Here is a 22330-nt window from a genome sequence, read left to right on the forward strand (position 1 = left end):
GCTATGCCCCGGCTTGTCAGCACAGTATTGCACACAACAATACCCCGGCGTACCGTCCTGTTGGAAACTGGCGGGGAATGCACATGACAGACCATATTTCGCGACGCGCAATGCTTGGCGGCGGGCTTATGACGGGCGGGCTATTGCTTATCCCGCACCATGTGCTGGCGGCAGGGCTGCTTGACGGCATCGGCCTTAACAAGCTGATCGGCAATGCATCGGACAACGCGCTGACCAAACTCGCCCAACCTGACGGTTTTTATCGTGACACGGCGATCCGCATTATGCTCCCCGGCACCGGCGGAAAGCTTGCCAAGAAGCTGCTGCAAGGCGGTGACCGACTTGGCCTGACGACCAAGCTGTCCAAATCACTGAACGATGCGGCCAGTCTGGCAGCAGGTGAAGCCAAGCCCATTTTCCGCAACGCAATCAGCGGGCTGAAGCTGAGCGATGTGCCCGGCATCGTCACCGAAAAGACCGGTGGCACCAACTATCTTGAGCGTAGTGCAGGCATCGAACTTGGTGGCAAAATGCGCCCGCTGATCGCCAATGCACTGACAAATGTCGGGGCTTTTGATCAGCTATCGCGGCTGGGCAGCACGGGCAAATTGCTCGGCAACTTTGGCCTGTCTGGCGACAGTCTGATCGACAACGTAGCAAAGCAGGCCATGCGCGGCATCTTCACATATATGGGTGCCGAAGAGGCTGCGTTGCGCAGCAATCCGGCTGGCCTGCTGGGGAAAGTGTTCTAGCGCCAGATACCATAAGATCGGTTTGCGCCAGATGCGTGGGCTGCTTCATGGCTTTGCCTATCAGCAAAAGCGCAGGACCATCACCAAGCGCAGTCTTGGCTGCCAGGGCCAGCAGATCAAGCCGTGAATGGAAAGTGCGTTCCTGCGGCAAGCTGGCAGATTCCACCAGTGTCACAGGCGTATCGGGCGCCAATCCCGCGTTGATCAGGCTGCTCGAAATTGTTCCGGCGGCTGCTTTGCCCATGTAAATGGCCAAAGTGGCATCGGGATCGGCCAAGGCCTGCCAATCAAGGTCAAGCTCTTCGCCAGCGCGCGCATGGGCCGTTACAAACACCAATTTGCGCGCCAGCCCGCGTAACGTAAGCGATAGGCCCATGCTTGCTGCGGCGGCGCTGGCTGCGGTGACACCGGGACACACTTTCACCGGCACTCCGGCCAATCGGCAAGCGTCAAGTTCTTCGGTCGCGCGGCCAAAGATGGACGGATCCCCGCCTTTCAGCCGCACCACGCGTTCGCCTGCCAATGCGGCATCCACGATCAAACGGTCAATCGTGCCCTGGTCCTTGGAATGCCGTCCCGATCGCTTGCCGACATGCACCAATCGCGCGCCTTCAGAAGCCAGATTCAGCACCTCTGGCCCGACCAGCGCATCGTGAAACACCACGGTTGCGGCACGGATGAGCCGCTCGGCCTTGCGCGTCAGAAGCTCGGGGTCACCCGGCCCTGCCCCTACCAGCCAGACCATGCCTGCGGAAAAATCGGTCATTGCGCCACCTCCAACAGTTCTTCATCCCAAGCCCGCAACAGCCGGGCGATGGCCGGACGGCACGATCCGCAATTGGTACCAGCCGCGCAGGCTTTGCCGACGGCAGCAACAGTGCCTGCCCCGTCATGCACCGCTGCCAATATCTGCTTTTCGCCGATACCATGGCAGATGCAGACCATCGCGCCGCGATCTGGCGCGGGTGTGCTGGGGCGCGCGGCCAGCATTTCGGGCGCCAGCGCTGTGGCTTGGCCCAATTGCGCCGCGATCCAATCGCGTTCAGGCAATTGCCCGCTGCGCGTGACGTAAAGGCCCGCTACAAACCGTCCAGCGGCATCAAGCACGGCCACGCGGCGCATCCCGCGCCCCAGATCAACCGCTTCCACCCGGTCGCCTTCGGGCAAAAGCGCATCGGCATCCACTGCGTCGTTGCCCGCCAGTTCATACAGCCAGCCGCCTGTGACGCGCGACTTGCTCCACCATACCAATCCGACCGGCGACACGTCGTGCGCGCTCACCAGAAACGCGCGCCATTCGCTGGTAACTGGCGCAATCCGACAGGCGTTGTTCTTGAAACCCGGTTGGCCCGATACGGGGTCAACCGCCTGATCCGGCAACAGATTACCGCGTCCGCCGCTGGCCAAGGCATCGGTCCAGTGCATGGGGACAAACACCTGCCCGCGCGCCTGTGCATCGGTCACGCATACCCGGAAGGTCGATTGCCCGGATGCCGTCACCACTTGCGCCAGCGCGCCATGCACCACACCTGCCGCCACCGCATCAACCGGATGGACTTCAAGCAAGGGTTCGCGCCGGTGCTGCGACAGCGTGGGCGAAAGGCCCGTGCGGGTCATCGTGTGCCATTGATCGCGGTAGCGTCCTGTATTCAACCGCAGCGGATAAGCCGGATCGGCTGAGCGTGTCCGTGCCTGAACCGGAACGTGGCGCATTTCGCGGCCTGCCATGGGGTGCCTCCCGCCCCAGATGAACGGCGCAAGCGTCTCGAATTCCACATCGGAAATCCGGGCCAAGGCCGTAAGATCAAGCACTTTGCCGTGCTTCACGGCCAACGCCGTCATCGCGGCATATTCGCGGAAGACATCTGCGACCGATTTCCACGCAAACGCCGCATCGTAACCCATACGGGTCGCCACATCAGCAATTATCGCCCAGTCGGCGCGCGCTTCGCCGGGAGCCGCAAACAGCGCGCGCTGGCGGCTGATCCGGCGTTCGGAATTGGTCACTGTCCCGTCTTTTTCGCCCCAGCCCAGCGCGGGCAAGCGAATTTGCGCAAACTTCGCGGTATCGGTATCTGCGATGACATCAGACACGACCACGGTTTCACACCGCGCCAGCGCCTCGCGCACGAAGCCTGCATCGGGCATGGAAACGGCGGGGTTGGTTGCCATCACCCACAGGAACTTGATGCGGCCTTCATGAACCGCGCGAAACAGGTCTACGGCTTTGAGGCCCGGCGCGGCACAGAGCGTATCGGTTTGCCAGAACGCTGCCACATCCGCGCGCTCGGCTTCGGAAAATCCCAGATGGCACGCCAGCATATTGGCCAGCCCGCCAACTTCGCGCCCGCCCATAGCATTGGGCTGACCGGTCATCGAGAACGGCCCCATACCCGCTGCATTGATGCGGCCTGTGGCAATGTGCAGGTTGATGATCGCATTGCCTTTATCAGTGCCTGCAACCGACTGGTTAGCTCCCATTGAGAAAACCGTGACCATCTTCGGATGGGCCGCGACCAGATCGGCCAGCGCAGTGAACACCTCGGGATCAACGCCGCCGTTCTCCCCTCCCGCTTGCGGGAGGGGTTGGGGGTGGGCCTGCTCCGTGACCAACCCGCGCGCCGCCATCTCATCCAGCAGCGCGTTGAACAACGCCACATCGCCGTCGGGCGCCACTGCCACATGCAAGTCCGCCTGCTCCGCCGTCTCGGTACGGCGCGGGTCGATCACCACGATCCTGGTGCCACGCGCCTCGCGCGCCGCCTCGATCCGTTGCCAGATGACCGGATGGCACCATGCGGTGTTTGATCCCACCAGCAGGATCAGGTCCGCCTCGTCCAGATCATCATACGTGACCGGGACGATGTCTTCATCAAAAGCGCGGTTGTGCGCCGCCACCGCACTGGCCATGCACAGCCGCGAATTGGTGTCGATATTGGCGCTGCCGACAAAGCCCTTCATCAGCTTGTTCGCGGCGTAATAGTCTTCGGTCAGCAATTGCCCGGAGACATAGAACGCGACGCTGTCCGGCCCGTGGCGCGCGATGCAATCGCGCATCTTGTCTGCCACCGCAACAAGCGCGGTGTCCCAGCCGACTTGGGCGTCACCGATCATCGGGTGCAGCAAGCGTCCTTCCAGCCCGACAGTTTCGCCAAGGTGTGCGCCCTTGGAGCACAACTTGCCAAAGTTTGCGGGATGATCGGCATCGCCCTTGATGGTGACTGAACGCGGCCCCGTCACAGTCGCACGAATGCCGCAGCCCACCCCGCAATAGGCGCATGTGGTGCGGATGTCTTTCACGCCGCGCGCTGGCCCACAACCGCCGAGCGAAGCAGGTAAATCCGCCCCGCATCCACGCGCAGGGGGATCGTGGGAACACAGCCCTTATCCTCGCCCAGCGCCTCTCCGGTCTTCAGCGAGATGTTCCAGTTGTGCAGTGGGCAAGCGACCACATTGCCATGAACGATACCCTGTGAAAGCGGCCCCTGCTTATGCGGGCACTTGTTCACCAGTGCATAAAATTCATTGGCTTGCGTGCGAAACACCGCAATTTCATCACCGCCCAACACAGGCAGAGTGCGCGCGGTGCCCGGGGTGATCTGGTCCACCGGGCCGATATCCAGCCAATCGCCGATCATGATACGGTCTCCATCTGAAGGGGGCGCACTTGGGCCAAATGCTGGTGCAGATCGGCATCTTCGCCCGCTACGCGCCGCGCCCACGGATCATCCTGACAGAACGTCTGCGAAAAGCGGAATTTGGCGGCGAGCCGCTTTACTGTGTCGGGCGCGTCAAATAGCCCGGATTTGACGTGATCAAGGCCGACCCGCTCGATCCATGGCGCGGTGCGTTCAAGGTAGTGCGCTTGTTCACGGTAAAGCTGGATGAACGCGGCGCAGACTTCCATCGCCTCGTCCTCGGTCGTGACTTTGCACAGGAAATCGGTCGCCCGAACCTTGATCCCGCCATTGCCGCCCACGTGCAATTCATAGCCTGAATCCACGCAGACTACGCCGAAGTCCTTGATCGTCGCTTCGGCGCAATTGCGCGGGCAACCGCTGACCGCAATCTTGAACTTGTGCGGCATCCATGACCCCCAGGTCATGCGTTCCAGCTTTACGCCAAGGCCGGTGGAATCCTGCGTCCCGAAGCGGCACCATTCCGATCCGACACAGGTTTTGACCGTGCGCAGCGACTTGCCATAAGCGTGTCCTGATACCATCCCGGCGGCGTTCAGATCAGCCCAGACAGCGGGCAGGTCTTCCTTCTTGATCCCAAAAATGTCGAGCCGCTGGCCGCCGGTTACCTTGACCATCGGCGCGTTGTATTTTTCAACCACATCGGCAATTGCGCGCAATTCCTTGGGGTTGGTGAGGCCGCCCCACATCCGCGGAACGACCGAATACGTGCCGTCTTTCTGGATATTGGCGTGCATCCGCTCATTCACGTAGCGGCTTTTCTGATCGTCTTCGTATTCACCCGGCCAAGCGCAGAGCAGGTAATAATTCAGCGCCGGACGGCATGAAGAACAGCCATCGGGCGTCGTCCAATGCAATTCCTGCATGATCTGCGGGATCGCGCGCAGGTTCTTTTCAAGGATCAGGCGGCGCACATCATCATGGCCAAAGCTGGTGCATTTGCACATCGTCTTGGGGCCGGACTGGACCTCGCCGCCCAGCGTCAGCGCCAGCAAGCTTTCCACAAGCCCTGTGCAACTGCCGCAGCTGGCCGATGCCTTGCAGGTGGAGCGCACTGCATCAAGGCTGCATGCGCCTGCGTTGATCGTGGCGACGACTTTGCCTTTTGTAACGCCGTTGCAGCCGCAGATTTCTGCGTCGTCGGAAAGTGCTGCAACGGCGGCATTAGGGTCCAGCAGTGCGCCTCCGGACGCGAAGGCTTGCCCGAAGATCAGCGCCTCGCGGATGGCCGAGATATCCTCGCCCTTGCGCAGCAGGTCAAAATACCATGAACCATCGGCGGTATCGCCATAGAGCACGGCGCCGACCAGCTTGTTGTCCTTGACCACCACACGCTTGTAAAGTCCGCGAGAGGCGTCGCGCATGACGATGTCTTCTGCGCCATCCCCGCCGGAAAAATCGCCTGCAGAGAACAAGTCGATGCCTGAAACTTTGAGCTTGGTGGAAGTGACCGAGCCTTCGTAGCCGCTGGGCTGTTCGCAAGCATGATCGGCCAGCGCGCGGCACATGTCCCACAACGGCGCGACAAGGCCATAGCAATTGCCCCGATGCTGGACGCATTCGCCCACCGCCATGACAGCAGGATCGCTGGTGACCATGTGATCGTCGACCACGATGCCGCGCTCAACCTCAAGCCCAGCCGCTTTGGCCAACGTAGTGCCGGGACGGATGCCCACTGCCATAACCACAATATCAGCGGCAAATTCGCGCCCATCCTTGAGACGGACGGCAGAAACATGCCCGCCTGCGCCAACGATCTCGGCTGTATCGCCGCCCGTTATGATCGTCTGGCCGCGCCGTTCCAGTTCAGTCTTGAGCAAGTAGCCCGCCGCTTCATCAAGCTGGCGCTCCATCAACGTGGGCATAAGGTGAACGACGGTGACCTTCATGCCGCGAAGCGAGAGACCATGCGCTGCCTCCAGCCCGAGCAGGCCACCGCCGATCACCACGGCTGAACCGCCCTTTTCAGCAGCAGTCAACATCTTGTCCACGTCATCCAGATCGCGGAAGGTAACCACGCCCGCCAGATCTTTGCCCGGCACCGGGATGATGAAGGGATCTGATCCCGTCGCAATCAACAAACGATCATAAGGCTCTACGCGGCCCGATTGTGCTACTACCATTTTCGTCGCGCGATCAATCGACACGACGGGATCACCGGCAACCAGTGTGATCGCGTTATCTGTGTACCAATCGTCACCATTGATAACGATGTCGTCGAATGTCTTCTCTCCGGCTAGCACAGGCGAGAGCATGATGCGGTTGTAATTGACGCGCGGTTCAGCGCCGAAGATCGTCACATCAAAGCGGGCGGGATCGCGGGCAAGGATTTCCTCAACGGCGCGGCACCCGGCCATGCCATTGCCGATCACGACCAGCCGTTCCTTCACGGCGGCTGACCGGTCCTCTTCCATCACTGTCGTAGGCGCGTTCACGTGAACTCTTCCTTGCCAAACGCGCGACACAAAAAAGCCGCCCGAACGCATCCCTGTTGGGGAAGGTCTGGGCGGCGACGTTGCCACGCAATGTTGAAAATTCAGGCCTTGCGACAATCCACCCTGCTTTGGGCGGCGCTTCGGCCTTCTGCGTGAAAGCTAACCGATTCGGTGGCTACACTGCAAGCGTTATTTTGCGGTGCAGCACGCCGAGCCGTTAAAACGAAACTTCCGTCTGCAGCCACAGGATCTGGCGATCAACGCCGAAGCGGTTGGCATTGTAATTGGCATATTTGACCAGCCAGCTGACCTTCTTTGTCTTGAAGGCAAGGCTTGCGTCCCATTCAGTGCCGAACTTGACATTGCCCACATCGCTGCGGAACTCGTGATAGATCACATTCGCGGTAAGTCCCTGCACTGCTTTCATTTTCGGAAAGGCCTTGGCGAGCGTGACGTAATAGTCCTCAAGCCCATTGCCTGGCGTTGTCAGGAACAGGTCAGCCCAGCCGTTGAACTTGTGCAGCGTTGCAAGCGGCGTCTGGAAGCCTTTGCCTGCAGCCGCATCTGCCCCCAGCTTTTCATAGCCACCGCTGAGGGTGAAACCATTGTAACCCAGCCCTACCTCGGCCAGCACGAAATCCGCTTCATAGCGCACCGGGTTCTGGCCCATGTCCTTTTGCCGCGCATAACTGCCCAGAACATTCAGCTTCACCGTCTTTGACAGCGGGAAGCTGCCCGAAACGCGCCCGCCATAAGTCTGTGAGGAATTGGCGAAGGCAAAAGCGTCTTCATAATCAATCAGATAGGAGAATGCCTTGGCTGTCAGTGGCCCGATCTTGGTGGACGCTGCCAGAAATACAAAATCCCCGTCCATCGCCCTGCGCGGCCCTGATTCCGATCCGAAGATCGAATCTTGCTGGATTGCATATGTGCCATCAAGACTGACCGGCCCCAGCGTGACTTCCGCGCGCACCGCGTCAAATGTCTGTTCGTTCTGGCGCCAGCCCACCGATCCGACAAAGCGCTGATCATCAAGATTGATCCGCTGCCGCCCCACCGTCAGGCCAAATGCCTTGGTTCTATATTGCACCTGCAAACGGTTAAGATCGATGCTTTCCCCATCGGCCACCACGGCAAAGCCCGGACGGCGCTGGGTTGATCCCGGCACGGCAAACGGAAAAGCATTGTATCGGTTTACAAGGCCCAGCGTACCTTCGGCCTCGACCAGAAATGACAAGTGCGATGGCGTGTGCTTGATCTCGAAGCCGGCACGCAACCGGGCCGTCACCGCATCAGCATCTACCGTAGGCTGGTCCACTCCTTCATAGCGCAAGCGCGCATCAATGATCGGATCAAACGTCAGGCTATCGCCCATTGGCACAGGATCGCCAAATGCCTTTTCGGCTGCAAACGCCGGATGTGCGAGTGCAACCGGCGACGCGAGCAGCGCCGCCGCCAGTATACGTGTCTTCATAGTTCCCTCCTGATGTCCCCCCAGAACCGTCTGGAAGCGGGCCGATCAGGCATCCTCAAATCGCGTCAGGCCGCCTTGTCGGTCGGTCCATGATCGTATTCTGCAAGGAAGCGCAAAACTTCTTGCCGGTAAGCGTAAAAATCGGGGTGGCGCAGCAGCGCTTTGCGATCGCGCGGGCGCGGCAGATCGACCTTCAGGATCTTGCCGATCGTCGCATTCGGGCCGTTGGTCATCATGACAACCCGATCAGCCAGCAGGATGGCTTCATCGACATCGTGCGTGACCATGATCGCGGTCACTTTGGTGCGGTTCCACACCTCGACCAGCACGTCCTGCAAATCCCAGCGCGTCAGGCTGTCGAGCATGCCAAACGGTTCGTCGAGCAACAGCAAGCGCGGGCTAAGCGCAAAGGCGCGGGCGATACCAACCCGCTGGCGCATGCCATTGGACATTTCCGCCGCCATCTTGTCACGCGCATCGGCAAGGCCCACGCGCTCAAGATAATAGTCGACAATCTCGCGGCGTTCAGCGCGTGTGGCGTGCGGATAGACCCGCTCAACGCCCAATGCCACATTCTGCCGCGCGGTCAGCCACGGCATCAGGCTGGGCGCCTGGAAAACCACCGCCTTATCAGGCCCGGCCACATCGATTTCGCGGTTATCAAGGATAATGCCGCCCTTGCTAATCGCATTCAGGCCAGCCGCCATCGTCAACACGGTAGATTTGCCGCAACCCGAATGGCCAATCAGCGAAACGAATTCACCCTTGTCCATCAGCAGGTTGAAATCCTCGACCACGGTCAACGGACCTTTGGGCGTGGGGTAAATCTTGTTGAGTTTCCAGAACTCCATATAGCGCAGCGTTGCGCCCTTCTTGGCCGCATCCTGATAGGCCTTTGGCGGCGGTGCCAAATCAAGCGGGGTGACATTGGGCAAGCTGCCGTAATCGCTACCTTTCGCGGCCTTTTCGCCCGCCAGGCTGCCAAGGTAATTGACGATTTCGGTACGCAGCGTTTGAAACGCAGGGCTGTCATTCACCGCTTCACGATCACGCGGGCGCGGCAGGGTAACCTGAAAAATCTGGCCAATCACCGCAGCAGGCGCAGGCGTCATTACCGCCACGCGGTCCGCCAGCAACAGCGCCTCGTCCACGTCATTGGTGACAAGAATGATTGTGCGCTTTTCCTCTTCGCGGATACGGTCAATTTCATCCTGAAGCTTGGCGCGGGTCAAGGCATCAAGCGCTGACAGTGGCTCATCCAGAAGCAGTATTTCAGGCTCCATCGCCAAGGCGCGGGCCACCGAAACGCGTTGGCGCATCCCGCCCGAAAGCTGGCCGGGCTTGCGGTCCATCGCATGGCCAAGGCCGACCAATTGCACCTTCTGGCGCACCAGATCAGCGCGTGCCTGCTTGCTCCGGTCCTTGTGGACAGAGTCCACAGCCAAGGCGACGTTTTGTTCAACCGTCAGCCATGGGAACAGCGAATAGGACTGGAACACAAGGCCGCGATCTTTGTCTGGCCCTTTGATCGGCTTGCCGTGCAGCAGCATCTCGCCTGCATCGGGTTCAACCAGCCCTGCAATGGCGGAAATCAGCGTGGTTTTGCCAGCGCCTGAAAAGCCGAGGATTGCGATGAATTCGCCTTCTTCAACATCCAGGTTGATGCCGCCCAGCACCTCGGAGGTGCCGCCTGCTTTGCCGGTATAGCTTTTGCGCAAGTTCTTGAGCGAAAGGATCGTCGCCATGATCGCGGCTCCTGTCAGACGTTGCGGTTGCGGCTGACGAAGGCCTGCATGGCCATCATCACACGGTCGAGGGCAAAGCCGATCAGGCCGATCACAACGACTGCGACCATGATCCGCGCCAGCGACTTTTCAGACCCGTTCTGGAATTCGTCCCATACGAACTTGCCAAGGCCGGGGTTCTGCGCGAGCATTTCTGCCGCGATCAGCACCATCCAGCCGGTCCCCAACGACAGCCGCATGCCGGTGAAGATGTACGGCAGCGACGAAGGCAGCACCAACCGCGTCAGGCGCGCAAACCAGCCCAGCCGCAACACGCGGCCCACCGCGATCAAGTCCTTGTCGATGCTCGCGGTGCCGATGGCCGTGTTGATCAGCGTTGGCCACAGCGAACAGAGCATCACGACGACTGCCGAAATGATGAAACTTTTGGCCAAGGTTGGATCATCGCTGGTCACCGATGCAGAAACGACCATCGTCACAATGGGCAACCACGCGAGCGGGCTGACCGGGCGCATCACCTGCACCAGCGGGTTTATCGCGGCGTTGACCCGCTTTGACATGCCCGCAACAAGGCCCAGCGGCACTGCGAAAATTGTCGCCAGGACAAAACCCGCCGCTACCGTTTCAAGCGAAGTAAAGATCTGATCCACAAATGTCGGCGGTCCGGTGTAACCATAGCCAGAAGCGATCGCTTCACCCTCTGCCACGCGCGCCGCTGCGTTTTCTTCCATCAAACCGCCAAATGCGGCCCACACATCGCCCGGCCCCGGCAAAGCACCGAGCGAAGTTTGCACCAGCGGTGCCAACAGTGCCCACAGCAATAGAAAGCCGCCAATTCCAACCAGTGGAGGCCACAAAGCTTCGAACACCGCCCGCCCCGCAGGCAGCTTGATGCCAAAAGGAAGCTGCAACGAAGGTTTCACGGTTGTGTCCTGCGAAGTGGGGAGGAGAGCCGCGCTCTCCTCCTTATCGTGAGATGCGCTGGCGATGAAATCGTCCTTGCGGATTGGAACGGCGTTCATTGGCTTTGGTCCTGTTTTACTTGACGCCCGCAGGCGTTACCTTTTGGCCCGGCTTCAACCCGATGGTGAAGCTTGCGGCATAGGCGGCAGGCTTGCGTGCATCGAACGCAACGCCATCAATGGCCTTGCGGGTATATACGCGGAAACCATCAGTCTGCGGAAACTGGTCAGCGCTGGCTTTGCCATCAGCAACAAGCGATTTGGCAGCTTCGTCATAAAGATCAGGCCGGTAGACTGACTTGACCGTATCGAGATACCACTGGTCAGTCTTGTCTTCGGCGATCTGGCCCCAGCGGCGCATCTGCGTAAGGAACCAGATGCCGTCCGAATAGAACGGGTAACTGGCCTGTTGATCGAAGAACAAGTTAAACTCTGGCGTATCGCGAGTGTCGCCCGAACCGAACGTAAACTTGCCGGTCATCGACGCCATCAGCACGTTTTCATCGGCACCGACATACTTTGAATTCGCCAGCAGCTTCACTGCTTCGGTACGGTTCTTGCCGCCTTCAGCATCAAGCCACATCGAGGCGCGGATCAATGCGCGGGTCAGCGCTTTGACCGTGTTCGGGTTCTTCTTGGCAAAATCAGCGGTCAAGCCGAACACCTTGTCGCCCGTGGTTCCGGCAATATCGGGATCGACAATGATCGGTACGCCGATCTTTTTTGCAACCGAAGCCTGGTTCCACGGCTCACCCACCGAATAACCATTGATGGTGCCAGCCTCCATGGTGGAGGGCATCTGCGGTGGCGGGGTGACAGAAAGCTGCACGTCAGCGCCGGTTACGCCTGCGGTATCAGCAGGAAGGTAGTAGCCGGGGTTCAGCCCGCCTGCCGCCAGCCAGTAGCGCAGCACATAGTTATGCGTCGAGACGGGGAACACCATGCCCATTTTGAACGGCTTGCCCTCAGCCTTGAACTTGGCGACGACGGGCTTGAGCACTTCTGCCGAAATCGGCATTTGCACTTTGCCATCAGGGCCTTTTGGCAGTGACGGCGCGATCATGTCCCACACTTGGTTGGAAACGGTCACGCCCTTGCCGTTAAGATCAAGCGAGAACGGCGTTAAAAGTGGAACTTTGCTGCCAATGCCCGCACCCGACGCCAGGACCTGGCCTGCCAACATATGCGCACCGTCCAGTTGCCCGCCGGTCACGCCATCAAGCAGCACTTTCCAGTTGGCCTGCGGTTCCAGCGTGACGGTGAGGCCCTCTTCCCGGAAAAAGCCCTTTTCTTGTGCAACCACCAGCGGTGCAATGTCGGTCAGCTTGATAAAGCCCAGCTTCAATACGGGCTTTTCAATGCCATTGGCCGATACAGCGGGCTTTTCGCCCGTGTCCGCACTTTTGCCGCAGCTGGCAACCGCAATGCCTGCCAACAGCGCCGCGATCATGCCCCGCCGATTCATTCCCTGAAGTCCACTCATCCGAACCACCCCTTTGGTCGGCGCAAACAACACAAAAAAGCCGCCCGAACGCATCCCGATGGGAAGGTCTGGGCGGCACCGTTGCCACGCAATGAAACTGAAAGCTGATGGAAGCGGGTGTCCGTCCAACTTTGGGCGGCGCTCCATCTGCTGGAACAGAAGCTATGTGATTCGCCCCCCCTTGGGCAAGCACTTTTTGCACCGCAGCAGAATTTTATGCTTTGGCTTGTTCTGCCACATAGGCCGCAAGATGATTGGGGTCGAACACCTTTCCATCAAAAAAGCTGTTATTTCCCAGAGTTATAACCCCTTGCTGCATCGAAACAGACGTTGGTCCGGCAAGGCTTCCTTCAACCTTGGAACTTGCCCCCGGCAGCGGGTCTTGCGTGCCCAATAGTGCGCTGCGGTATACATCGGGACGGAACACCCGCGCAGCAAGATTCGCCTCGGCATCATCGTACCCGACCCCATCCCAGCGCACCATCTGGCTGTAGAGCCACTCGGCCTGGCTCACCCACGGGAAGTTTGCCGCCTCGCGGTGCTGGAACATGAAATCGGGGTAGTTCAAAACTTGCCCGCCGCGTGCCAATAACAGGTTGTCCGAAATGGCCCGGCGGATCAGCCCCGCATTGCCATCAAGGTATTCAGGCCGCGCAAGAATTGCTGCATTCAGATCATGGTTTGCAGGATTAACAAAGTGTTCGCCCGCTTTGCGCAATGCGCGCACCAGCGCTTCGGCATCGCTACGCCGCTCTTCGATTACCGGTTCACGAAATGCTAGCACCTTTTCCACTCCGCGCCGCCAGATTTGCGCGGTTGCCAGCACAATTTCGCCCGCGCCACGCTCAACCGCTACGCTGTTCCATGGTTCACCCACGCAGATGGCGTCCACTTCGCCCGATTCCAGCGCATCTGCGCAGAACGGCGGCGCGACTGTGGTGATTTCCACATCGACGTCCGGGCGGATGCCACACCCCGCCAACCAATAGCGCAGCATGTAATTATGGCTGGAAAAGCGGTGGACCACGCCAAAGCGAAGCATCCGCCTCTGCCCGCGCTCGGCCTCGACCACGGCCTTCAGCGCAGCCCCCACGGCTGCCGGATCGCCCAGCTTTCCGGGCTGCGCTACGCGCTGCGCCAGATCGCTGCGCATGGTAATCGCGTTGCCGTTAAGCCCCAGCACGAACGGCACGGACAATGGCTGCGCCGGCCTTCCCCGCCCCAAGGTGACCGCAATTGCCAGCGGTGCCACCAGATGCGCGGCATCGGTATGGCCATAAAGCAAGCGGTCAAGCACGGTGGCCCAGCTCATGTCCTTGACCAGCCGCAGCGAAAGCCCTTCAGCTTCGGCAAAGCCATGTTCGCGCGCCAAGATCGGCAAACACGCATCAACCAATGGCAGGAAGCCGATCGTCAGTTCGGTCTGCATCACTTTCCTCCCATAAGCAGGTGCGCGGTGACAACCGCGTCGGCGATTTCGGCAATTCGCTTGCCCTGATTCATCGCCGCCTTGCGCAATTCGGTATAGGCCTGAGGCTCTGAAAACCCGCGGCTATCCATCAAGATCCGCTTGGCTTTGTCGATGCAATCGCGCTCGGCCAATTTGCCCTTGGCCTCGTCCAGATCAGCCTGCAGGCGGGCAAAGGCGTTGAAGCGTTTGACCGCAAGGTCGAGGATGGAACGGATGCGATGGGGGGCCAATCCGTCCACCACATAGGACGATACGCCAGCATCGATCGATGCGCTGATCGCCTCCTCGTCGCTTTCATCCACGAACATTGCGATGGGCCGATCAAGCACGCGGCTGACAGCGAAGTATTCCTCCAGCACGTCACGCGACGGGTTGCCAAGGTCCATCAGGACGATGTCCGGCCCGATCTCGCCAATCCGCGCGACCAGCCCGCGCCGCTCTGTCAGGACAAAAATCTCGCAATCCGCAAGGGCTGCCAGACCTTCCTGCATGACAGCCGCGCGGCTGGCACTTTCATCAACAATGGCGATGCGCATGTCCGGCCTTTTGCGCTGCACCGCAACATTTGGCAACTGGCATCGCGTCAGAAATGTGGTCAATGGCCTGAACCGGCCACAGGCAGCGTATCCATGGGGTTCCAGCCGCCGATAAAGGCTCTATGGTCGGCAGCATTTGCTATGCCAATATGAACACTCGAAGGAAAGTGATGACTGCTTCAATCTCTATGGACGATGCGCGTGAGCACTTTGCCCATTGCGTCCAGGTGCTGGGCGGCGTGACAACCGCATCGCGGCGGCTGAACATTGATGAGCGCGCCATTCGCCGGTTTGTCAGCGGTGAGCGACCTGTGAGTGTTGGCCTGCTGCAAGACACCGCCGCCGCGCTGGGCCTTGTCATTGCCGAGGCAACTGCGGCCGAGAAAGAGATTGCTGGCGTTACGTTAATTGATGAAACACATGCGTGAGAACTTGTCGGGCTGTCCGGCCTTCGGGAGATGATGATGAGCCGGTTGACGCGTAAAGAGTATGAGGCATCGCTGGAGCCATTGCAGCGCGAGCTGGTGGACCTTGCCCGCTGGGTTGCGGCGAAGGGCAAGCGTGTGGTGGTGGTGATGGAGGGGCGCGATAGCGCGGGCAAAGGCGGGGCGATTACCGCTATTCGTCAACACCTTAACCCCCGCCAAGTGCGCACCGTTGCCTTGGCCAAGCCGACCGAGCGCGAGGCCGGGCAATGGTATTTCCAGCGGTATGTGGAGCATCTGCCCACGGCGGGTGAAATGGTGCTGTTTGACCGCAGCTGGTACAACCGCGCAGGCGTTGAGCAGGTCATGGGCTATGCCACGCAGGAACAGGTCAATGCGTTCCTGAAAGCGGTGCCGCGCTTTGAGGAAATGCTGGTGGATGATGGCATCATCCTGCTCAAATACTGGCTGTGCTGCGATCAGGCGAAGCAGGAAGAGCGCTTTGCCGAACGCAGCGAAGACCCGCTGAAAGGGTGGAAGCTTTCGCCCATCGATGTCAAAGCGCGCGAACAATATGATGCGTATACAAAAGCGCGCGAGACCATGCTGGCCGCAACGCACACTGCCGCAGCGCCTTGGACACTGGTGGATTTCAACGACCAGAAGATCGGTCGCTTGACCCTGATCCGCAACTTGCTTGACCGCATTCCCGACCATGTTGTCGCTGAAGAACCGGTGGTTCTACCGCCATTGTCGGGCGAGCCCTCAACCGAGCGTTTCAGCGTCGTGCAACCGCTGAAAGACTTTGCCGATTAGCGCGATCAAAGCACCGGCCTCGTGCGGTGCAAGCAAAAAGCCCTCTCTCCGGACGGGGAGAGAGGGCCTTATCAGACGTTGGGTAACGTCAGATCAGAATGCAGCGGTCAACGACACAACGACCGTAGCTGCTGCGATTGAACCGATACCGTCCTGGCCGCGCGAGAAGCTTGGCTGAAGGTAAGCTGATTCAGCATCGGAAATGTCGGTGTCGACATAAGCAACGCCAAGGGTAAGCGGTGTACCGCTGATGGCATAATCTGCACCGATCAACCAATCGGCATATTCACCGGTAGGGGCAACCGAGGTAGCGAACGGACCAAGGCCAGTGTTACCCTTTGAATAGCCAAGGTGCGCCTTCAAGGTCAGACCTGTTTCAGGGATTGCGCTTGAGACATCGCCCCAGACGTAAAGGTTCGAGTTCTTGTCACCTTCGTTGGTGTACGTTCCGGCAGCAGCAGCTTCGCCAGCGGTCAGGCCGAAACGGTTTGCATCGTACCAGCTACCCAGTGCTTCCTGCTTTGGCGCATAAGCGACACCGGCAGTCAACGAAACCGGGCCGGTCGTGCCCGAGACCTTGAAGTATGGCTCAATGAAGTCGGTATTATCGAAGCCCTTGGGGTACATGTACCAGGTGGCGCCGAAATCGATGGTCGCGCCACCTACAGTTGTCTTGTAGCCAGCGATGATGTCGAGTTCCATGTTGGCGCCGCCAAAGGTGCCCCAACCGGAAAGGTTCGAAGCCCAGCTGCCGACATAGACGCCGCTTTCGTGCGCAACGGTGATGCCGCCTTGGACGGCCATGTTGCGGTCAGACTGCGAAACACCGCGGAAGCGGTAATCGGAAACGAGCGCGGTATTGCCCGATACAGTGATGGGGCTTGATGCCTCTTCCTGCGCAAACGCTGGGGTTGCGGCAGTGGCAATGGCGATTGCAGCAATGGCTGCGGCCAAACGAATCTTCATACGGAACGCTCCCTGTAAGGATTATCACGTTCCACCTGCGTTCACTGTGCAGTTCTTCTCAGGGGAGAACCATCACAATGAAGCTTGATTCGTACACACGAATTGTTTCTATAGTATTGCTAGTTTGTAACTGTATGTGTCTGTTGCTGCAATGCAACACTGCCCGGGCGATCCCGCCAAAACGCAGGACTTGCCCGGGCTCCAAATCATGCCGCAGGCGCGATTGTCCGGATGACTGATGCCGGACCTGTCACCTTGACATCATCACCGCGCAAGCGCCGACGGGCCACCCATTCGCTGAGCATTTCAGCGGTCGTGTGGTCGATCGTGTGGACCTTGTCCATATCAACATGGACTGCACGCCCTGCAGGAAGCTGTTCAAGGGCGTTGGTCAAACGCGTCAGCCCCAAGAACGTTGCCGCGCCTTCAAGCTCCAAGCCCACTGTATCGCCAACCGATTGCTCGCCAACGCGGAACTTCAGATTTCGCACATGCGGGAGCAGTTCGACAACCGACAGAGCAAGGCCGACCAGCACGCCAGTCAGCAGATCCGTCGTCACCACGAGCAAGAATGTGACGACCCAGATGAGCGCGGGCAAAATGCCATGAACGCGGAACAGATGCCTTACGTGTTTGACGCTGACCAGTTTCCAACCGGTGACCACCAACACGCCGCCCAGTGCCGCCATCGGCACTTCGCGCAAGACAAATGGCAGCATGGCGACAAAGCCGAGAATCCAGACGCCATGAAGAACAGCGGAGAGACGGGTCATCGCCCCTGCCTGCACATTGGCGGAGGACCGGACGATCACGCCCGTCATCGGCAGGGCATTGAAAACACCGCACAACAGATTGCCAACGCCCTGTGCGCGCAGTTCCTTGTTGTAATCAGTACGGACGCCATCATGCATACGGTCCACCGCAGCGGCGGAAAGCAAGGTTTCCGCGCTGGCAATGAAGGCGATGGCGATTGCTGACAAAATCAACGACGAATTGCCAAGGACCGAGAATGCCCCGGCCTCGGGCAAAGCGAAGGCAGCAGCGATGGATTCAGGGACAACAATGCGGGCAACATCAAGGCCGAACCCTGAAGCCACCAATGTAGCCGCCAGAACGCCCAGCAGCGCTCCGGGCAAAAGCCCCAACCGTGCAGGCTTGAACTTTTCCCACGCGATCATCGTACCAATGGTCAACAGGCCAAGCATCAAGGCAAATTCAGTGGCCTCAAGATTAAATGGCGTCAGGCCAAGAAGGCGCGCAGGCATCATCGCAAGGTTTTCAGGTCCGCTCGACAATGGCTTTTCGTCGAACAGGATATGGAATTGTCCAATCACGATCAACGCACCGATGCCGGCAAGCATGCCATGCACAACCGCAGGCGAAATAGCGCGGAACGCCCCGCCAAGCTTGGCAACGCCCGCGATTACCTGAATAGCACCAGCCAGAACCAGAACCGGACCCAGGGCTGACAAGCCATTGTCTCGGACAAATTCGAACACGATGACCGCAAGACCGGCTGCAGGTCCGCTTACCTGCAGCGGTGATCCGGCCAGCAGGCCCACGACGATGCCCCCGATGATGCCTGTTACCAGGCCTTTTTCGGCAGGAACGCCAGATGCAATGGCGATGCCCATGCACAACGGCATGGCAACCAGAAAGACAACGATAGATGCGGTGAAGTCACGAGCGAAAAAGCGGAAGGGACCTGTCCCCTCCGCCTGATCGTGCACTGATACAGCAGCGGAAGTCATTCTGCGGCCACAGCATAAGACGCGTTGCTGACAGGCTCATTGGCCACGCGCGTGTAGGCTGGCAGAGCCACTGGCAGCGCACGATCTTCGCGCATCGGCACGAACTGGCCGGTATCGCCATCAAGACCGAGTACGACGCCTGCCGAAATATCGACGAACCAACCGTGCAACGCCATTTCGCCACGGGCGATGGCAGCGGCAACCGACGGGTGCGTCCGCAGGTGATCGATCTGCGACATGATGTTTTGCAGGCTGATGGCCCGGACCCGTTCATCGCCGTGCAGATGTGGCGCGCAGCTTGAGATGACGTGTTCGGCAGCAGCACCGTGACGCAGCCATGCGACAACATTAGGCATGCCTTCCGGCGCTTCAGGAGCCGCCAGGGCCTTCATTGCGCCGCAATCGGAATGGCCGCACACGATGATATCGCGCACGCCCAATGCCACGACTGCATATTCCACGGTTGAGGAAACGCCGCCGTTCATCGTTGCATATGATGGCACCATGTTGCCGGCGTTGCGGCACACGAACAATTCGCCCGGCTGCGCCTGCATGATCTGTTCAGGCACGATGCGCGAATCAGCGCATGAGATCATCAGCGCCTTGGGCGATTGGCCTTCGGTGGAAAGCTTGCCAAACAGCTCGCGGCTATCGGGAAATACGGTCTTTTCGAAGCTGAAAACGCGGCCGAGAAGTTCGTTCATGTCAGTCTCCCTTTTCCGGTGAGGATAGGTTGACCGCGGCGAAGATGCCGCGATTGCCAGCATAGGTATGGCAATGCCTTTTCCTGAATCAGACCGCACTGTTACGAAATGTTGCCAGAAGCTCAGCCTGCCGCGCAAGGAAGGCGCACAGTCACGCACAGGCCGCCTTGCTCGCGATTGCGCAATTGCAACACGCCATTGTCCAACGCGATGGCGCGCATGACAATGGGCAGCCCCAGCCCCATTCCCGGCGTATCGCGGCCCCTTGCGGTATCCAGCCTGACAAAGGGTTGCAGCACGTCCTCCATGCGATCAGGTGGAATACCCGGCCCGTTGTCCTCAAACGTAATCTCGGCAACGTCCCCGTCGCGGCGAACGGTCACATGGACATTTCCGGCGTAATGCAGGGCGTTCTCGATCAAGTTTGCCAAAGCCCGCCGCAAGGAAACAGGCCGGGCCACGATCTCAAGACTTTCAAGCCCCGCGAACGTTGCCTCCCGGCCATCGTCAGCGGCGGTATCAACCAAGGTTTGCGTCATTACCGCAACGTCAATCCGTTCAGCCCGCAAGCGCGAACCGCCGGATTCCACAAACGCCTGCAGCGATTCCAGCATATGGCGCATTTCGCCAAGGTCCGTGGTCATGTCGTTGACCGTTTCGCTATCGAGACCTGCGCGTTCAAGGCGAAGCTGCATGCGCGCAAGGGGCGTGCGCAGATCGTGGCCAATGGCCAGCATGGACTGGGTGCGATCAGCCATCGATTGATGAATGCGATGCTGCATCTGGTTAAACGCTGCAATCAACTCGCGGACTTCGCCGGTCCCCTGTTCTGCAATCGGTTCGGGCGAGCCTGCCCCTACTGTGCGGGAAGCGCGCACCAGTGTGCGCAAAGGCGCAAGCGTTGCACGAAACAAAGCCCAGGCCAAAACCACCAGAATAAGCGATGGCAACAACAGCATCACGATGCGACCAGTGCTCAGTGACCAGGCAGAGCTTGCATAGGTCTGAAATTTCAAAACACTGCGATCAGGCAACAAGACAGAACCGACGATATTGCCGGGCGCGCCAGTCGAATTCAGACGCAATTGCAGATCGGCGTGATCATGGCCGGTTGCATCTTTCAAAATCTGCTTGCGCATGCGGGATGGCGCAGGCGAGCCAACTGGCTGTTGTCCAGCAGGCTGCCATTCCAGTGAAAAGCGATTGGTACTCAGATCCTTGGCAACGCGTTCCCTATCTGCTGGGGTTGTGTCCTCGATGATGCGACTGGCAATGACCAGATGTTCTGCAACCCGCGCCGCATCATCTTCACGCAAGGCAAACTGGCTGGCACGGTCAAACAGCAAAATGTTGGCAGCAAAATCCACCCCGGCGACCAACAGCAGGATCGCCAGCAGCCGTTCTGGCAGTCCGAACCGCCGTGACAACTTCAAGCGCGATCCACTTCTGCCCGGAACATGTAACCGACGCCGCGTACCGTCACGATCGGCGCGGGACCACCTGCTGCTGATAGCTTGCGGCGCAGACGGCTGACCAACACATCCACGCTGCGGTCCGAACTGTCGCCCAGACGCGTGCGGGAAAGTTCGATGAGGCGTTCGCGCCCCAGCACCCGCTGCGGCTGACCAATGAAGGTTGCCAGCAAATCGAATTCGGCCCCGGTCAGATCAACCATAGCGCCGCTGGGCGAATGCAATTCGCGGCGGGCCATCGACACGGTCCACCCATCAAACCGGATGTCACCACTGCGCCCCCCCGTCTCGCCAGAAGAATCGCTGCCCATCGTTGTGCCGCGACGCAGAACAGCACCGATGCGGGCCACCAGTTCGCGCGTGCTGAACGGCTTGGCCAGATAATCATCTGCCCCCAGTTCCAACCCGAGCACACGGTCTTCCTCGCTGCCGCGCGCAGACACAAAAATGATCGGCACGTCACTTTGACGGCGCAGGCGGCGGAACAATTCGATGCCGCTGGTGCCCGGCAGCATGATATCGAGCACAACAAGATCAGCAGGTTCCCCTTCGAGGGCCACCCACATCTCCGCTCCTGTTGCAGCCGTGCGGACTACATAACCGTTTTCACGCAAGGCGCGGGCCGTCAGCGTGCGCAAAGGGCCATCATCTTCCACCAGTACGATTGAGGGTGATTGCATAATATCCCGGTATGGTTGCGGCACCTGCGCGCACGATAGGTCGACACGCGCTGACTGCCAAGGACGAGTTCAAACACTATTCATAGATGTTGAGAGCGCAGACCAAGACCTGCAAAACCCTCTCACCAACCTTGCCCTAGCTGAACAGTGCCCTTTTCCAATGACGGGCGGGCGCGCAACAAAATATTGCTGCGGTGCAAAAATATTGGAAACTGGAATAAAATGACCGCATTTAGGACTATGCGTGATGACGGATGCCGTTTGCTAACGCCATGATCATTAGCTGACGCTGCGGAATATGTACCGCGTAGCAACATCCCCGATCAGCGTGCGATGCACTGTTCACCCAATGGGTTTACACCCGACACGGCGCGATTTTCTCGCATCCTCTCCCAAGGCCGTGTCGGGCGACATTTGCAAAAGCCGCTTACCGTTAATGCACTCTCTTGTCAGAGCAAATCTTACGTAGTTGTCACATTCTGAGTAATTGATGCAATCGGACCACACATACCCGCTGAAGCAAGCGCATATTAACCCGTAATCACCCCCATTATCGGGCAAGCGCCAATAACAGGATCCCCTCAGATTTGTTCGCGGCGCTTGCACGTTAAATACGGTCAAGCGATATCAACCCGTGCAGGAGCGCAGAAGGGCTGGATTATCACACTGCCATGATGAATGGGTAATCCCGCCACGAACGACGTTGGTCGTATGTGACTACATCTAGACGGATGCAGCGACTTGCGACCCGAGCTTTGCATTGAAGCTGAATTGAAGGTTGTAGAAGCGGAAAAAAGCCGCTCGCATGGTCCTAAAACGACAACGCCGCCCCGTAGGGCGGCATCACCTAATCCACTTGCGTGGTTGCGGGGGCAGGATTTGAACCTGCGACCTTCAGGTTATGAGCCTGACGAGCTACCGGGCTGCTCCACCCCGCGCCGGGGTTTTGCACGGGCGCGG

General features: G+C 59.3%; 18 protein-coding genes and 1 tRNA gene. 3 read left to right on the forward strand and 16 right to left on the reverse strand.

The window, feature by feature from the left end; all coding sequences use genetic code 11:
• The first annotated feature begins 83 nt into the window (after positions 1 to 83).
• Entirely contained in the window at positions 84 to 752 is a 669-nt protein-coding gene (locus B7Y89_RS12460; RefSeq protein WP_292938829.1) for a DUF4197 domain-containing protein, read from the forward strand.
• Here B7Y89_RS12460 and cobA read toward each other — a convergent pair.
• The 10 genes from cobA to B7Y89_RS12510 all read right to left on the reverse strand — a co-directional run bounded on the left by cobA (position 682) and on the right by B7Y89_RS12510 (position 14556).
• A complete protein-coding gene (gene cobA / locus B7Y89_RS12465) occupies positions 682 to 1518 on the reverse strand; it encodes a uroporphyrinogen-III C-methyltransferase (RefSeq protein ID WP_292938830.1) in 837 nt (278 codons plus the stop codon). The two genes, B7Y89_RS12460 and cobA, sit on opposite strands and share 71 nt — an antisense overlap.
• Positions 1515 to 4052, reverse strand: coding sequence for a molybdopterin-dependent oxidoreductase (locus B7Y89_RS12470; RefSeq protein ID WP_292938831.1), 2538 nt, complete (start codon positions 4050 to 4052; stop codon positions 1515 to 1517). Before B7Y89_RS12470 ends, cobA begins: the two co-directional genes overlap by 4 nt.
• On the reverse strand, positions 4049 to 4390 hold the full coding sequence (gene nirD / locus B7Y89_RS12475) for a nitrite reductase small subunit NirD (protein WP_292938832.1): 342 nt from the start codon (positions 4388 to 4390) through the stop codon (positions 4049 to 4051). The genes B7Y89_RS12470 and nirD overlap by 4 nt, the downstream gene beginning before the upstream one ends.
• The gene (gene nirB / locus B7Y89_RS12480) at positions 4387 to 6864 is read right to left on the reverse strand and encodes a nitrite reductase large subunit NirB (protein WP_292938847.1); all 2478 of its coding nucleotides are present in this window, start codon (positions 6862 to 6864) and stop codon (positions 4387 to 4389) included. The genes nirD and nirB overlap by 4 nt, the downstream gene beginning before the upstream one ends.
• A gap of 238 nt (positions 6865 to 7102) precedes the next feature.
• On the reverse strand, positions 7103 to 8359 hold the full coding sequence (locus tag B7Y89_RS12485; protein WP_292938833.1) for an alginate export family protein: 1257 nt from the start codon (positions 8357 to 8359) through the stop codon (positions 7103 to 7105).
• 65 nt (positions 8360 to 8424) lie between these two features.
• Positions 8425 to 10104 (reverse strand): ABC transporter ATP-binding protein, encoded by a 1680-nt coding sequence (locus B7Y89_RS12490; protein WP_292938834.1) that lies wholly within the window; start codon positions 10102 to 10104, stop codon positions 8425 to 8427.
• Positions 10105 to 10118: 14 nt separating this feature from the next.
• Positions 10119 to 11126, reverse strand: a complete 1008-nt coding sequence (locus B7Y89_RS12495; RefSeq protein ID WP_292938835.1) for an ABC transporter permease — start codon at positions 11124 to 11126, stop codon at positions 10119 to 10121.
• Positions 11127 to 11142: 16 nt separating this feature from the next.
• Positions 11143 to 12549 carry a CmpA/NrtA family ABC transporter substrate-binding protein gene (locus tag B7Y89_RS12500; protein WP_292938836.1) on the reverse strand — a complete coding sequence of 469 codons (1407 nt, stop codon included), beginning with the start codon at positions 12547 to 12549 and terminating at the stop codon, positions 11143 to 11145.
• A 214-nt stretch (positions 12550 to 12763) separates the two neighbouring features.
• A complete protein-coding gene (locus tag B7Y89_RS12505) occupies positions 12764 to 13978 on the reverse strand; it encodes a CmpA/NrtA family ABC transporter substrate-binding protein (protein ID WP_292938837.1) in 1215 nt (404 codons plus the stop codon).
• A complete protein-coding gene (locus B7Y89_RS12510; RefSeq protein ID WP_292938838.1) occupies positions 13978 to 14556 on the reverse strand; it encodes an ANTAR domain-containing protein in 579 nt (192 codons plus the stop codon). Before B7Y89_RS12510 ends, B7Y89_RS12505 begins: the two co-directional genes overlap by 1 nt.
• Positions 14557 to 14726: 170 nt before the next feature.
• Between B7Y89_RS12510 and B7Y89_RS12515 the strand changes: the two genes are divergently transcribed.
• Positions 14727 to 14984: a hypothetical protein gene (locus B7Y89_RS12515; protein ID WP_292938839.1), complete on the forward strand. Its 258-nt coding sequence runs from the start codon at positions 14727 to 14729 to the stop codon at positions 14982 to 14984.
• Positions 14985 to 15020: 36 nt separating this feature from the next.
• Positions 15021 to 15797 carry a polyphosphate kinase 2 gene (gene ppk2, locus B7Y89_RS12520; protein ID WP_292938840.1) on the forward strand — a complete coding sequence of 259 codons (777 nt, stop codon included), beginning with the start codon at positions 15021 to 15023 and terminating at the stop codon, positions 15795 to 15797.
• Positions 15798 to 15890: 93 nt separating this feature from the next.
• On the opposite strand, the gene B7Y89_RS12525 is transcribed toward ppk2, so the two are convergent.
• From B7Y89_RS12525 to B7Y89_RS12550, 6 genes are all read right to left on the reverse strand, one after another.
• Complete coding sequence (locus B7Y89_RS12525; protein ID WP_292938841.1) at positions 15891 to 16763, reverse strand: TorF family putative porin; 873 nt, start codon at positions 16761 to 16763, stop codon at positions 15891 to 15893.
• A 206-nt stretch (positions 16764 to 16969) separates the two neighbouring features.
• Positions 16970 to 18514 (reverse strand): SulP family inorganic anion transporter, encoded by a 1545-nt coding sequence (locus tag B7Y89_RS12530; protein WP_292938842.1) that lies wholly within the window; start codon positions 18512 to 18514, stop codon positions 16970 to 16972.
• Entirely contained in the window at positions 18511 to 19218 is a 708-nt protein-coding gene (locus tag B7Y89_RS12535) for a carbonic anhydrase (RefSeq protein WP_292938843.1), read from the reverse strand. The genes B7Y89_RS12530 and B7Y89_RS12535 overlap by 4 nt, the downstream gene beginning before the upstream one ends.
• A gap of 122 nt (positions 19219 to 19340) precedes the next feature.
• Positions 19341 to 20651, reverse strand: coding sequence for an ATP-binding protein (locus tag B7Y89_RS12540; protein ID WP_292938844.1), 1311 nt, complete (start codon positions 20649 to 20651; stop codon positions 19341 to 19343).
• Complete coding sequence (locus B7Y89_RS12545; RefSeq protein WP_292938845.1) at positions 20648 to 21370, reverse strand: response regulator transcription factor; 723 nt, start codon at positions 21368 to 21370, stop codon at positions 20648 to 20650. Before B7Y89_RS12545 ends, B7Y89_RS12540 begins: the two co-directional genes overlap by 4 nt.
• A gap of 861 nt (positions 21371 to 22231) precedes the next feature.
• A tRNA-Met gene (locus tag B7Y89_RS12550) sits at positions 22232 to 22308 on the reverse strand.
• Positions 22309 to 22330 lie beyond the last annotated feature (22 nt).

The sequence above is a fragment of the Novosphingobium sp. 32-60-15 genome, from assembly GCF_002280675.1.
Taxonomy (GTDB): domain Bacteria; phylum Pseudomonadota; class Alphaproteobacteria; order Sphingomonadales; family Sphingomonadaceae; genus Novosphingobium.

Excerpts from the sequence above, each read along its gene's own strand:
- nirB (WP_292938847.1), bottom strand. The coding sequence starts at position 6,864 with ATGGAAGAGGACCGGTCAGCCGCCGTGAAGGAACGGCTGGTCGTGATC.
- nirD (WP_292938832.1), bottom strand. The coding sequence starts at position 4,390 with ATGATCGGCGATTGGCTGGATATCGGCCCGGTGGACCAGATCACCCCG.
- cobA (WP_292938830.1), bottom strand. The coding sequence starts at position 1,518 with ATGACCGATTTTTCCGCAGGCATGGTCTGGCTGGTAGGGGCAGGGCCG.
- B7Y89_RS12535 (WP_292938843.1), bottom strand. The coding sequence starts at position 19,218 with ATGAACGAACTTCTCGGCCGCGTTTTCAGCTTCGAAAAGACCGTATTT.
- B7Y89_RS12530 (WP_292938842.1), bottom strand. The coding sequence starts at position 18,514 with ATGACTTCCGCTGCTGTATCAGTGCACGATCAGGCGGAGGGGACAGGT.
- B7Y89_RS12525 (WP_292938841.1), bottom strand. The coding sequence starts at position 16,763 with ATGAAGATTCGTTTGGCCGCAGCCATTGCTGCAATCGCCATTGCCACT.
- B7Y89_RS12495 (WP_292938835.1), bottom strand. The coding sequence starts at position 11,126 with ATGAACGCCGTTCCAATCCGCAAGGACGATTTCATCGCCAGCGCATCT.
- B7Y89_RS12490 (WP_292938834.1), bottom strand. The coding sequence starts at position 10,104 with ATGGCGACGATCCTTTCGCTCAAGAACTTGCGCAAAAGCTATACCGGC.
- B7Y89_RS12545 (WP_292938845.1), bottom strand. The coding sequence starts at position 21,370 with ATGCAATCACCCTCAATCGTACTGGTGGAAGATGATGGCCCTTTGCGC.
- B7Y89_RS12515 (WP_292938839.1), top strand. The coding sequence starts at position 14,727 with ATGACTGCTTCAATCTCTATGGACGATGCGCGTGAGCACTTTGCCCAT.
- B7Y89_RS12460 (WP_292938829.1), top strand. The coding sequence starts at position 84 with ATGACAGACCATATTTCGCGACGCGCAATGCTTGGCGGCGGGCTTATG.
- B7Y89_RS12485 (WP_292938833.1), bottom strand. The coding sequence starts at position 8,359 with ATGAAGACACGTATACTGGCGGCGGCGCTGCTCGCGTCGCCGGTTGCA.
- B7Y89_RS12505 (WP_292938837.1), bottom strand. The coding sequence starts at position 13,978 with ATGCAGACCGAACTGACGATCGGCTTCCTGCCATTGGTTGATGCGTGT.
- B7Y89_RS12500 (WP_292938836.1), bottom strand. The coding sequence starts at position 12,549 with ATGAGTGGACTTCAGGGAATGAATCGGCGGGGCATGATCGCGGCGCTG.
- ppk2 (WP_292938840.1), top strand. The coding sequence starts at position 15,021 with ATGAGCCGGTTGACGCGTAAAGAGTATGAGGCATCGCTGGAGCCATTG.
- B7Y89_RS12510 (WP_292938838.1), bottom strand. The coding sequence starts at position 14,556 with ATGCGCATCGCCATTGTTGATGAAAGTGCCAGCCGCGCGGCTGTCATG.